13 protein-coding genes and 1 tRNA gene are annotated in these 10,817 nt (G+C 69.7%); 7 read left to right on the top strand and 7 right to left on the bottom strand.

The genetic code is table 11. The features are described from left to right. From RT309_RS10535 to RT309_RS10525, 3 genes are all read left to right on the top strand, one after another. A partial coding sequence (locus RT309_RS10535; RefSeq protein ID WP_313356857.1) for a DNA polymerase III subunit delta' C-terminal domain-containing protein occupies nucleotides 1-471 on the top strand: 471 nt, incomplete at its 5' end. 44 nt (nucleotides 472-515) lie between these two features. Next, nucleotides 516-2,024, top strand: a complete 1,509-nt coding sequence (locus tag RT309_RS10530) for an alpha/beta hydrolase (RefSeq protein WP_313356860.1) — start codon at nucleotides 516-518, stop codon at nucleotides 2,022-2,024. An 82-nt stretch (nucleotides 2,025-2,106) separates the two neighbouring features. Beyond that, nucleotides 2,107-2,178: transfer RNA gene (locus RT309_RS10525), tRNA-Thr, on the top strand. A 59-nt stretch (nucleotides 2,179-2,237) separates the two neighbouring features. Here the strand turns inward: RT309_RS10525 and RT309_RS10520 are convergent. Together RT309_RS10520 and RT309_RS10515 are read right to left on the bottom strand one after the other, a co-directional pair. Further along, entirely contained in the window at nucleotides 2,238-2,375 is a 138-nt protein-coding gene (locus RT309_RS10520; protein ID WP_313356855.1) for a putative transporter small subunit, read from the bottom strand. Between the two features lies 1 nt (nucleotide 2,376). Further along, nucleotides 2,377-4,041, bottom strand: coding sequence for a sodium:solute symporter family protein (locus RT309_RS10515; protein ID WP_313356858.1), 1,665 nt, complete (start codon nucleotides 4,039-4,041; stop codon nucleotides 2,377-2,379). 503 nt (nucleotides 4,042-4,544) lie between these two features. Here RT309_RS10515 and RT309_RS10510 point away from each other — a divergent pair. After that, nucleotides 4,545-5,123, top strand: a complete 579-nt coding sequence (locus RT309_RS10510) for an isochorismatase family protein (RefSeq protein ID WP_313356854.1) — start codon at nucleotides 4,545-4,547, stop codon at nucleotides 5,121-5,123. Beyond that, nucleotides 5,120-5,674 carry a DUF1697 domain-containing protein gene (locus tag RT309_RS10505; RefSeq protein ID WP_313356852.1) on the top strand — a complete coding sequence of 185 codons (555 nt, stop codon included), beginning with the start codon at nucleotides 5,120-5,122 and terminating at the stop codon, nucleotides 5,672-5,674. Before RT309_RS10510 ends, RT309_RS10505 begins: the two co-directional genes overlap by 4 nt. A 48-nt stretch (nucleotides 5,675-5,722) precedes the next feature. Here the strand turns inward: RT309_RS10505 and RT309_RS10500 are convergent, their stop codons facing one another. From RT309_RS10500 to RT309_RS10485, 4 genes are read right to left on the bottom strand one after another with little or no spacing between them, the layout of a single operon-like run. Further along, nucleotides 5,723-6,472 carry a hypothetical protein gene (locus tag RT309_RS10500; protein ID WP_313356849.1) on the bottom strand — a complete coding sequence of 250 codons (750 nt, stop codon included), beginning with the start codon at nucleotides 6,470-6,472 and terminating at the stop codon, nucleotides 5,723-5,725. Nucleotides 6,473-6,528: 56 nt separating this feature from the next. Then, on the bottom strand, nucleotides 6,529-7,875 hold the full coding sequence (locus tag RT309_RS10495; protein ID WP_313356847.1) for a HAMP domain-containing sensor histidine kinase: 1,347 nt from the start codon (nucleotides 7,873-7,875) through the stop codon (nucleotides 6,529-6,531). After that, nucleotides 7,872-8,555, bottom strand: coding sequence for a response regulator transcription factor (locus RT309_RS10490; protein WP_313356846.1), 684 nt, complete (start codon nucleotides 8,553-8,555; stop codon nucleotides 7,872-7,874). The genes RT309_RS10495 and RT309_RS10490 overlap by 4 nt, the downstream gene beginning before the upstream one ends. 53 nt (nucleotides 8,556-8,608) lie before the next feature. Further along, complete coding sequence (locus RT309_RS10485) at nucleotides 8,609-9,157, bottom strand: type 1 glutamine amidotransferase domain-containing protein (protein WP_313356845.1); 549 nt, start codon at nucleotides 9,155-9,157, stop codon at nucleotides 8,609-8,611. Between the two features lie 118 nt (nucleotides 9,158-9,275). Here RT309_RS10485 and RT309_RS10480 point away from each other — a divergent pair, with 118 nt between their 5' ends. Then, the gene (locus RT309_RS10480) at nucleotides 9,276-9,935 is read left to right on the top strand and encodes a YigZ family protein (protein WP_313356843.1); all 660 of its coding nucleotides are present in this window, start codon (nucleotides 9,276-9,278) and stop codon (nucleotides 9,933-9,935) included. Here the strand turns inward: RT309_RS10480 and RT309_RS10475 are convergent. Then, a complete protein-coding gene (locus RT309_RS10475; protein ID WP_313356841.1) occupies nucleotides 9,916-10,122 on the bottom strand; it encodes a hypothetical protein in 207 nt (68 codons plus the stop codon). The two genes, RT309_RS10480 and RT309_RS10475, sit on opposite strands and share 20 nt — an antisense overlap. A 25-nt stretch (nucleotides 10,123-10,147) precedes the next feature. Here RT309_RS10475 and RT309_RS10470 point away from each other — a divergent pair, with 25 nt between their 5' ends. Beyond that, nucleotides 10,148-10,672: a CGNR zinc finger domain-containing protein gene (locus RT309_RS10470; RefSeq protein WP_313356839.1), complete on the top strand. Its 525-nt coding sequence runs from the start codon at nucleotides 10,148-10,150 to the stop codon at nucleotides 10,670-10,672. Nucleotides 10,673-10,817 lie beyond the last annotated feature (145 nt).

The raw sequence follows: 10,817 nt of genomic DNA, 5'->3' as shown, positions 1-10,817 counted from the left end.
GTCAGCACCGCCGTCGAGGTGGCCGGGACGATCATCCAGGCGGCGACCGACGACGCGAAGTCGCTCACCGCCGAGCGCGATGCCGCCGAGCGAGCCGCCCTGCTTCGCACCGTCGGCATCGCCGAGGGGCAGGCCGTGCCGCCCGCGCTGCGGGCGCAGATCAGCGCCCTCGAGGATGATCAGCGCAAGCGCGCCACGCGCAGCCTGCGCGACGGGATCGACCGGGTGCTCACCGACCTGCAGTCCCTGTACCGCGACGTCGTCATGCTGCAGTTCGGGCGCGGCGACGAGCTGATCAACCGCGAGCTGCGCGACGAGCTCGAGCGCATCGCCGGCGCGTGGCCGGTCGAGCGCACCATTCTCGTGCTCGACGCTGTGGCCGCCACCCGCGAATCCCTGGAGCGCAACGTCGCGCCGCTCCTCGCCGTCGAGAGTCTTCTCGTGACCGTCTCCAGCGGAAGGACCCCGTGAACCTCCGAACCTCCAGGTCCCGCCCGCTGCGCCGGGCGGCTGCAATGCTCGCCGGTCTCGCCGCGGCGTCCCTCGTGCTCTCCGGTTGCCTGTATGCGCAGATCCCGGAGACTCCCACCTCGATCTCGCGTGACCCCGACCTGTCGGACGTCCCCGACCAGCTGCAGTCGTACTACTCGCAGAAGCTCGAGTGGGAGGCGTGCGGAGCCCGGTTCGACTGCACCGAGGTCACCGCCCCGCGCGACTGGGACGACCCGTCGGCGGGCGATCTGACCCTGTCGATCATCCGCCACCAGGCGACCGGGGAGTTCCAGGGCTCTCTGCTGATCAATCCCGGCGGCCCCGGCTCGAGCGCATACGACTTCGTCGCCCAGAGTCTCGAGTACGCGGTCGGGGCCGACCTCATCGAGCGCTTCGACGTGATCGGATTCGACCCGCGCGGCGTCGGCCGTTCGAGCGCTGTCTCCTGCCTCGACGCCGAGCAGATGGACGAATACAACTACGGCGTGCTCGACGCCCCTCGCGACACTGCGGAGTGGGAGGCGGAGATCACCGCGCGCAACCAGCAGTACGCCGACGCCTGCGAGGCGAACAGCGACGGGCTGCTGCCGCACATCACGACGATCAACTCGGCGCGTGACATGGATCTCATCCGCGGGGTGCTGGGCGACAAGACCCTGAACTACCTGGGCTACTCGTACGGCACGTTCCTCGGCGCGACCTACGCGAAGCTGTTCCCCGAGCGGGCCCAGCGGCTGGTGCTCGACGGGGCGATCGACCCGGCCGTCCCCGGCCTGGACGTCGGCACCACGCAGGCTGTCGGCTTCGAATCCGCGCTGCGCGCGTACCTCTCCGGATGCCTCTCCGGCGCGGACTGCCCGTTCAACGGCTCGGTCGACGAGGCCATCGCCGACGTCCAGGCGCTGCTTGCCACGGTCGCCCGCACGCCGATCGAGAACGGCGACGGGCGGATGCTGACCGTCGACACGATGATCACCGGCATCATCACCGCGATGTACAGCGAGCAGAGCTGGCCGTACCTCACCCAGGGGTTCACCGCCGTGCTGCAGGGCGATCCGTCGGTGCTGTTCGCGCTGGCCGACAGCTACAACGGCCGTGAACCCGACGGCACCTACGCCGACAATTCCGCCGAGGCGTTCCGGGCGTACAACTGCATGGACTACCCCGTCGAGGACGACCCCGCGGCGGAAGCCGCGGCGATCGCGAAGATCGAGAAGCTCGCCCCGACGTTCGCCCCGTACTGGCAGGGCCCCGACCCGTGCGAGGTGTGGCCGTACCCGCCGGTCGGCGTGCGCGAGCCGATCGCCGCGTCCGGCTCCGGCCCGATCGTCGTGGTCGGCACCACCAACGACCCCGCGACCCCCTACGAGTGGTCGCAGTCGCTCGCGCAGCAGCTCGAGAACGGAGTGCTCGTCACCAGGGTGGGCGAGGGCCACACCGGCTACAACAAGGGCAGCAGCTGTGTCGACGATGCGGTCGAGACCTTCCTCATCGACGGGACGGTTCCCGACGACGGGCTGCGCTGCGAGTGATCTGCGGGCGGGGCCTGCTCGGTTTCGCGCGCACCGGATCGTCGTAGTAGGATCTTTGCTTGTGCCGCAGTCCGCTGCGCACGCCACCTTAGCTCAGTGGTAGAGCATCCCACTCGTAATGGGAAGGCCGTCAGTTCGATCCTGACAGGTGGCTCGAGAAAGGCCCGGAATGCACAGCATCCCGGGCCTTCGATCGTCTCGGCGGCGCTCCGATCAGATGATCGAGCGGCCCTCCGCCTTGGCCTTCTTCGCCTCCTTGGCGAACGCACGGACGATGACGGTGAGCACTCCGGCAACGATCACCGGCCACATCAGCACGTAACCGGTCAGAGCGATGGTCGACAGTTCCATGTCAGTTCCTTTCGTTCTCAGCGGACAGCGACTCGGTCTCGGTCAACCGCATCAGTTCGGCGTTGAACTCGCCGGTGTCGACCGAGTCGAAGTCGCCGGTGCGGTGCTTGATCAGCTCGAAGTCGAAGTCCTCCTTCTTGCTGGGCAGGGTGAGGGCAACGCAGACGATCGTCGACACCGCGTACGCGACGAGCGAGCCCGACAGCACCGGGTAGGTGTGCAGGAAGCCGACCGTGAACGGAGCCGATGCCAGCGTCGCCACAGTCGCGACGATCAGCGCCACGCGCTTGCCGAAGAAGCCGAAGGCCATCAGGCCGAGCACCACCCCGATGCCGATCGTCGAGAGCACGTCCGAGACGATCCCGAGCGGACCGTCGAGCTCGACCCACTCGAAGCGCACGGGCAGGAACGCCGCGAGGGCGACGACGACCGAGACGGAGAAGGCCAGGTTGGTGACGCGGTTCCAGTAGAAGCTGGCGATCACGGGGAACACGAGGGCGCCCCAGAGCGCGCCGACGAACACCAGCAGATCGAGGATGTTGAACTGGCTTCCCGCGAAGAACAGCCCGGCGACCATCGCCACGATCATCGTGATGCGTCCGATCAGCACCATCGTGCGGGGGTTCGCCTTCTTCTTGCCTGCGACGTTCTGGCCGTAGATGTCGGCCATCACGATCGACGACAGGGCCGTCAGGTCGGCATCCGCCGTCGACGACAGCGAGCCGATGATCATCACGAAGAACACGCACAGCAGCAGCGGCGACAGGTAGGTCGCAGCCATCTGCGGGATGAGGTTGTTCACGTCGCCGTCCACCGGGGTGATCCCGGCGTACAGCGCGATCACGCCGAGCATCCCGATGCCGATGATCGTCGCGCCGTATCCGAAGGTCGCGGTGATGAAGGTCTTCTTGATGAGGTCCTCACGCACGGCGAACAGACGCTGCGCGATGGTCTGGTTTCCGATCGCGTAGGCGAGCACGGCGGCGATGTACGGCGCGCCCTGGTTGAAGAACGCGTCGGACGAGAAGAAGTCCCCCTGCTGCGGGGTGAGGTTCGACGCCCCCGTCTCGAACAGGCTCGGACCGCCGGCGGCGAAGAAGATCACCGGGATGATCACGATCACCGCGCCGAGCATGGCGACCACCTGCGCGAAGTCGGTGAGCACCGACGCGCGGAACCCCGACCAGAGGGTGTACAGCAGCACACCCGCCCCGATGGCGAGGATGCCCTGGCTGAAGCTGAACGGCGAGAGCATCGAGATCAGCGCGCCGCCGGCGATGAGGTTCGAGGTGAGGCTGATGATGCTGCCGAGGACGTTGGATCCGGCGAGCATGAGCTGGCTGGAGCGGCCGTGCCGGGCGAACATCACCTCTGCGATCGTGTGCGCCTTGGGCGCCACCTGGCGGATGCGCCTGCCGAAGGGATAGATGAGCAGGATCATCAGCGCGCCCCACAGCCCGTAATGGATGGGGCCGGAGATGCCGTAGGTGTAGCCGGACGTGGCTGAGGCGTACATCGACGCCGCCCAGATCCAGGTGGCGGTCATGGACGCGGCCGAGATGCCGAATCCGATCTTCCCGCCGCCGGTCATGTAGCCGTCGGCGTTCTCGGTGCGCTTGCGGATGCGCAGCGACATGTACAGGCTGCCGCCGAAGAACAGCAGCATGAGCAGGACCACGACGGGTCCGGCGAGTGTTTGCAGATTTTCCACGTTTCTCTCTCTTGTCGAAGGGCCGGCGGCACTGCCGGTGGGCGGGAAGAGAGAGCGCTAACGCGACGGGAGGGTGGCTTTGAGAGGGCCGGTGAGCAGACAGACGGACGGTGCGGGGGCGAAACGGATTCTGGGCGGCATACGCTTCCTTCTCACGGTGAGCACGCGCGCGGATGTCGCCTCCGCCGAGAAGCGACGCGTGCGTGCGCGGAAGGCCGACGCCTCCGCGCGAGCCGGAGAGAACGGGCGCTGCTCACGACGCAGGCGGTTCGTCGTGGCGCGCCCAGGAGCGGACCTCTGGTCCTCATCGGGGCGGACGCTCGTGACCGGGCGGCAGCGCTGCGAGCATGTCCGGCCCGCCTCTCCACGGTAGCAACAGGGCGGGGCAAGTCAAATGCGGGCCGGGTGGTATCGCGCCCGAGCCGCCGTCGATCCCCTCCGACGCGTACGCTCGGTGCATGACCAGGGCTCTTCTCATCGTCGATGTGCAGAACGACTTCACCGAGCACGGCGCCCTCGCCGTGGCGGGCGGTGACGACGTGGCGTCGGGGGTGTCGGCGCTGCTGGCCGACCACGCCGCCGACTACGGCGTCATCGTCGCGTCGCGCGACTGGCACGACCCAGACAGCGACAACGGCGGCCACATCTCGGGGCAGCCGGACTACGTCGACACCTGGCCCGCGCACTGCATCGCGGAGACGGAGGGCGCGGCATACGACCCGCTGCTCGACACGACGGCGATCACGCACCATGTGCGCAAGGGGCAGGGCATCCCGGCATATTCGATGTTCGAGGGCGTCACCGACGGCGGGGAGCGGACGGCCGAGATCCTCGCCGCGCACGGCGTGACCGACGCCGACGTGGTCGGCATCGCCACCGATCACTGCGTACGGGCTTCCGCGTTGGACGCGATCGCACACGGCATCCGGGTGCGCGTGCTCACCGACCTCGTTGCGGGTGTCGCCGAGGAGTCGAGCGAGGCGGCGCTCGCCGAGCTCGCACACGCCGGAGCAGAACTCTCCGGCGCCGGGCGATGACCGGCCGCTGCGCCCTGCTGCTGCGGGCGGTGAACGTCTCAGGGACCAACCGGGTGCCGATGGCCGAGCTGAGAGCGCTGCTGTCGGATCGGGGCGGCCTGCAGAACGTGTCGACCTACATCGCCAGCGGCAACATCATCTGCGACGCACCGGACGATCTCTCGCGCGCACGCGCAGACGTGCGGGCACTCGTCGCCGACGAGTTCGGCGTCGACACCCCGGTGATCGCACGGACCCACGCGGAGCTCGCACGTGTCGAGCGCGACGACCCGTTCGGGGACGCGGCGCTCGACAAGATGGTGCACGTGATGTTCCTCGAGGGCGAGGCCGCCGCCGGAGCGGTCGATCACCTCACCGAGCGGGTGCGGCCGGGTGAGCGCATCGCGCTCGTCGGACGCGAACTGTGGATCGACTACGGTCAGGGCGGCGTCGCCTCGACCAAGCTCACTCGAGCGGTGCTGGATCGTGCACTCGGCACAGCGGGCACCGCCCGCAATCGCAAGACCCTGCGCATGCTGGTGGAGCTGACCGCGACCACCGCCCGCGCATGACAGAGCCGGGGACGGATGCACCGGCCCCGGCTCTGTGAGCTGGTCGAGTCAGCTGTCGATGTCGACCCGGACCACCGCGAGCTCGGCGTCGAGGTCGACCTCGACCTCGCTGCGGTCGCCGCCACGCAGCTCGACCTCGTAGACCGCGCCTGAGCCGCTCGTCGACAGCGCGTGGAACGCCGCCTCTGCCGCGCCCGCGTCGCCGGCGGCCGACTGGGCTGCGGTGAGGATGTCGCCGAGCCGGGCCAGGTCGATCACCGGATCGTCGCGGTCGTCATTTGCATCGTCGTCCCCGCGCTCGCGCACGACGCCCTCGGGAGTGACGAACAGGTCGACCTCGGTGCCGTCGGCCAGGTGGGCGTCGATGTTGTACCCGCCGCGCTCGACCTCGATCGAGGTGATCCCCTCGGCCGAGGCATGCTCGATCGCGGCCTCAGCGGCCGAGCGCAGCGCGGCGGCATCGGCGGGCGCCCACGCTGCGCTGCCCTCACCGCCGCGATCGTCGTCGTCGCCGTCGTCGTCGTGACGGCCCGGTGCGGACCTGCCGTCGCGCGCGTCGTCGTCATGAGAGCCAGGCGCGTGGATGCCGGGCCGGTCGTCGTCATCGTCGCCCACCGCGGCGCCGATCGCATACGCGCCGCCACCGAAGGCGAGCAGCGCGACAGCGGCGCCGGCGCCGATCAGGATCGTGCGGGTGCGGCGCCGTCCGCGACCGGGGCTCTTCGTGTCAGCGCCGGCATCGGCGGTGGAATCGGCGGGAGCGGTCGAGGTGGCAGGGGTCTTCTCGTCGTTGTCCATGTCTCCACTGTGCTCCGCAGGCGGTGAAGCGCTCCTGAAACCACCTGAAGCGGCATTCAGGATTCCGGTGAGCGGGGGAGGGAGAGAGTCATCAGTGCCCCTCCGCCGGTGCCGTCGGATGCGGTGATCGTTCCGCCGTGCGCCAGAGCGATCTCCCGCACGATGGCCAGTCCCAGCCCGCTGCCGCCGGCATCCCTCGCCCTCGCCTCATCGAGGCGCACGAAGCGGTCGAAGATGTGCTCGCGTTCGTCGACCGGGATGCCGGCGCCGTCGTCCGCGACCTGCAGCAGCACTCTGTCACCTCGCTCGACGACGCTGAGGGACACCCGCTCACGAGCATGGCGAGCGGCGTTGTCGGCGAGGTTGCGCACCGCGCGAGCGAGCAGCGCGGCATTGCCCATGACGCGGCCGGGGCCGATCCCGCTCGTGTCGACGGTGACCCCCATGCCGCGCAGCCGGTGCGCCTCGGCGAGGGCGATGTCGTCCATGTCGGCGGGTGCCAGGGGCGCGTCGCGGCCCTCGTCGAGCCGGGCCAGCAGCAGCAGGCCCTCGACGAGCTCCTGCATCCGCGCTCCCTCGTCGAGCACGACGCTGCTCAGGACGGGCAGCGAACTCGATTCGGGATGCACCGCCGCCAGTTCGGCGTGCTGCCGGATGGTCGCCAAGGGCGAGCGCAGCTCGTGCGACGCGTCACTGACGAACCGGCGCTGCGTGGTCTGCGACTGCTCCAGACGGTCCAGCATCCGGTTCATCGTCTGCGCGAGCGCGCCCAGCTCGTCGTCCCGCGCGGCATCCACCCGTCGGTCGAGGCCTGCCGCGTCGATGGCATCCACCTGCCGGCGCAGCCGCTCGACCGGAGCGAGGGCGCGGGTCGCCACCACCCACATGACCAGTCCGACGAGGCTCAGCACGAGCGGCACGGCGACGGCCAGCAACACGGCCGACGCCGACACGGCCTCGTCGACGCCGGCCAGCGGTCGCGCCACGGTGAGCGTGCCGCGATCGGTCTCCTCACTCGCGGCGAGGTAGGGATCGCCGTCGACCTCGATGCGCTGCGTGTGATCCTCCCGCACGACGGGAAGCGTCCGTGCGTCATCGTCGTTCACCTGATCCGAACCGCCGCCTGCGGTGTCGTCGTCGTCGCGCTCGCCGCCGTGGTGATCGCCCGAACCCTGCAGCCGCACGAGGACGTCGTCGTCGATGGCATCCACCCGCCCCTGACCGCGGTCCAGCTGCCCGGAGATCGTGTCGAGGTCCTGCTGCACGGCCGCGGCGACGCTGTCGGTCAGCGTGACCCGCAGCACCTGCACGGCGGCGAACGACCCGGCGATCAGGGCGACGGCGACGATCAGGAGCGCGCCGATGGTGAGGCGGGAGCGGATGGAGCGCAACGGGGAGGTCATGCCGTGGCATCCCTTCCCGTCAGGCGATAGCCGGCACCGCGGACCGTCTGGATGCTCTCCCGGTCGAACGGGCGGTCGACTTTCGCGCGCAGGTGCCCGATGTAGACCTCGACGATGTTCGCGTCGCCGTCGAAGTCGGTGCCCCACACGTTCGCGATGATCTCGGCTTTGGTGACCACCTCGTCGCGGCGACGCATCAGGAAGTCGAGTACGGCGAGCTCCCGCGCCGTGAGCGAGACCTCCGTCTCGCCGCGGAAGACCCGCCGAGCGGCGGGGTCGAGTCGCAGGTCGCCCGCCTCGAGCACGGCCGGACGCTCGCGGCCGCCGCGGCGCACCAGGGCCCGAAGCCGAGCGACGAGAACCGGGTACGAGAACGGCTTGGTCAGCCAGTCGTCACCGCCGGTGTCGAGCCCCTCGACCTCGTCCCACTCGCCATCCTTCGCGGTGAGGAAGAGCACGGGCGTCCAATCGCCCTCGGCACGCAGCGACTGGCACAGCCGATAGCCGCTCATGCCCGGCATCATGACGTCGAGCACGATCGCGTCGTAGTCGGCGTCACGCGCCCGGGCGAGGCCGTCGACGCCGTGATGTGCGACGTCGACGACCATGCCCTCGGCCTCGAGCCCGCGGCGGATGCCGTCGGCGAGGCGCACTTCGTCGTCGACGAGAAGGATCCGCATGCTCACAGTCTGTCGGCTGGATCCTGAAGCGCAACTGAAGCGGGAGCGGCCGATCAGGCGTGCTGCTGGCGGTGCTTTCCCTCGCCGATCTCCTCGACCACCTTCGCGCAGAACGCCGGCAGGTCGTCGGGGGTGCGGCTGGAGACCAGGCCCGCGTCGACGACGACCTCCTCGTCGACCCAGCTCGCTCCTGCGTTGCGCAGGTCGGTCGTCAGGCTCGGGTAGCTGGTGAGTGTGCGGCCCTCGACGACGCCCGCCTCGATGAGGATCCACGCGCCGTGGCAGATCACACCGACCGGCTTGTGCTGCTCGAAGAATGCCCGGGCGAGGTCGATCGAGTCGCGATCCATGCGCAGGTGGTCGGCGTTCACGACGCCGCCGGGCAGCACCAGAGCGTCGAAATCGGCGGCTGAGGCAGCGGAGGAGGCGAGGTCGACGGGCTGCGCGTGACCGTTCTTGCCGGTGATCTCGCCTGACTCGGGCGACACCATGGTCGCCGTTCCGCCGGCGTCCGTCACCGCCCGCCACGGCTCGGTCAGCTCGCTGTCCTCGAAGCCGTTCGTTGCGAGGAAGGCGACCTTCGCGTCGGAGATGCTCGTCATCATGCGTCCTTTCGATCGGGGATGGGTGATGCCACTCTGCGACGGAGAGGCGCGTCCGGGCAGGGGATGGTCAGGTGCGGTGACGCGTGATACGCGGGTGGGTGCCTACGCTAGAGGGATGTCCGTGTCGTCGCATCCGCTGCCTGCGACGATCGCCGCAACCGTCGAGCACGAGCTGGTGATCCGCAAGTCGCGGTTCCTCACGCTCGTGGCCCCGGTGGATGCGCCGGACGCGGCCGATGCGGTGATCGCCGGCGTCAGGAAGCGGTATTGGGATGCCGGGCACAACTGCAGCGCGCAGGTGACCGGACTGCACGGCGATCGCGCCCGGTCGTCCGATGACGGCGAGCCGTCGGGCACGGCGGGCATCCCGATGCTCGAGGTGCTGCGACGCCGCGAGCTGACCGACGTCGTCGCGGTGGTGACGCGCTACTTCGGCGGCATCAAGCTGGGAGCCGGCGGGCTCGTGCGCGCGTACTCGACCGCGGTCTCGGAGGCGCTCGACCTGGCGAGTCTGGTCGACCGGCGGGTGCTGGATCAGGTGCTCCTGACCGCTCCGCATGCGGATGCCGGGCGCTTCGACAACCTGCTGCGCGACTGGGCGACGCGCAGCGGGGCGGTGCTCGGTGAGACAACGTACGCGGCCATGGCGGAGTTCGAAGTGTGGGTTCCGGCCGCTGCTGTGCCGAGCCTGCAGGCGGAGATCGCCGCTCTGTCAGCCGGAGCGGTGGCAGCGGTCGGCACGGGTGTGCAGCGGGTCATCGACGTGCCGCGCTGACCGGACGGCTCTGCGCGCTAGGCGGCAGGTCGGGCGCGCCGCGCACGTCGACGCGACGCGCGCCACAGGTGGCGCAGCGTACGTACACCACCTCGCCCTGCGAGGTGGGATGCGCGGATTCTGCGGTCCAGCCGTGCTCGTGCACGGCGGCGAGGAGGGGTAGCGGAAGAGTGCGGGAAGCGGTCATGCCTCCACGATGATGTAATGCTGTTATGCATCTCAACCCTTACGGTGAGTACGCGGTGCTGCTGGCTGCATCACTCGCTGACGACTGGCCCGCCGACCGCGCCGGCATCGAGCAGCGCACCCGGGACTTCGGCATGACCATGGCTTTCGAGAAGACGGCCGACGACCACCCGCGCGTGCGCGAGGTCATCGACGCGTGGTTGAAGGTGGTGGATGCCGAGACACACGAGCATCGCGCGATGATCCTGAACGCGCAGATGGCGGCCGCGGCGGCGTTCCCGCAGCTGACCGATCACGACGGGGAGGGATGGCACTTGCACTATCGTGACGCCGTTCAGAGCCTCCCGGCCGTGCTCGAGGCCGTGATCAGCGTCGGGACAGCGCTGCATCTCGCCGGCCGCGGGATGCACCGGCTCGGTCGCTGCGCGGCATCCCCGTGCCGACGAGTGGTCGTCGATGTCACCCGCAACGGCCGCCAGCGGTACTGCTCGGTGCGCTGCGCCAACCGGGATGCCGTCCGGCGACACCGTGCCCGCAGCGCGTCGCCGTGACAGTGACTCAGCCGCGGAGGGCGGCGAGCACGGCATCCGACAGTGGCGGCCACGCCTCCACCGCCCACGGGCCGAAGTCCCGGTCGGCGAGCGCGACGCAGGCCGCCTGCGCCTGCGGGTCGACCCAGAGGAACGTGCCGCTCTG

The sequence above is a fragment of the Microbacterium sp. genome, assembly GCF_032084865.1.
Lineage (GTDB): Bacteria > Actinomycetota > Actinomycetes > Actinomycetales > Microbacteriaceae > Microbacterium.
The sequence above is the reverse complement of the archived record's forward strand: the minus strand, read 5'-3'. Positions and strand labels throughout refer to the sequence as shown.

What these genes read in the sequence shown, in the direction of transcription:
- RT309_RS10495 (WP_313356847.1), bottom strand. Translation starts at nt 7,875, where the DNA reads ATGACCTCCCCGTTGCGCTCCATCCGCTCCCGCCTCACCATCGGCGCG.
- RT309_RS10475 (WP_313356841.1), bottom strand. Translation starts at nt 10,122, where the DNA reads ATGACCGCTTCCCGCACTCTTCCGCTACCCCTCCTCGCCGCCGTGCAC.
- RT309_RS10520 (WP_313356855.1), bottom strand. Translation starts at nt 2,375, where the DNA reads ATGGAACTGTCGACCATCGCTCTGACCGGTTACGTGCTGATGTGGCCG.
- RT309_RS10510 (WP_313356854.1), top strand. Translation starts at nt 4,545, where the DNA reads ATGACCAGGGCTCTTCTCATCGTCGATGTGCAGAACGACTTCACCGAG.
- RT309_RS10505 (WP_313356852.1), top strand. Translation starts at nt 5,120, where the DNA reads ATGACCGGCCGCTGCGCCCTGCTGCTGCGGGCGGTGAACGTCTCAGGG.
- RT309_RS10470 (WP_313356839.1), top strand. Translation starts at nt 10,148, where the DNA reads ATGCATCTCAACCCTTACGGTGAGTACGCGGTGCTGCTGGCTGCATCA.
- RT309_RS10485 (WP_313356845.1), bottom strand. Translation starts at nt 9,157, where the DNA reads ATGACGAGCATCTCCGACGCGAAGGTCGCCTTCCTCGCAACGAACGGC.
- RT309_RS10515 (WP_313356858.1), bottom strand. Translation starts at nt 4,041, where the DNA reads ATGCTGCTGTTCTTCGGCGGCAGCCTGTACATGTCGCTGCGCATCCGC.
- RT309_RS10500 (WP_313356849.1), bottom strand. Translation starts at nt 6,472, where the DNA reads ATGGACAACGACGAGAAGACCCCTGCCACCTCGACCGCTCCCGCCGAT.
- RT309_RS10490 (WP_313356846.1), bottom strand. Translation starts at nt 8,555, where the DNA reads ATGCGGATCCTTCTCGTCGACGACGAAGTGCGCCTCGCCGACGGCATC.
- RT309_RS10480 (WP_313356843.1), top strand. Translation starts at nt 9,276, where the DNA reads ATGTCCGTGTCGTCGCATCCGCTGCCTGCGACGATCGCCGCAACCGTC.
- RT309_RS10530 (WP_313356860.1), top strand. Translation starts at nt 516, where the DNA reads ATGCTCGCCGGTCTCGCCGCGGCGTCCCTCGTGCTCTCCGGTTGCCTG.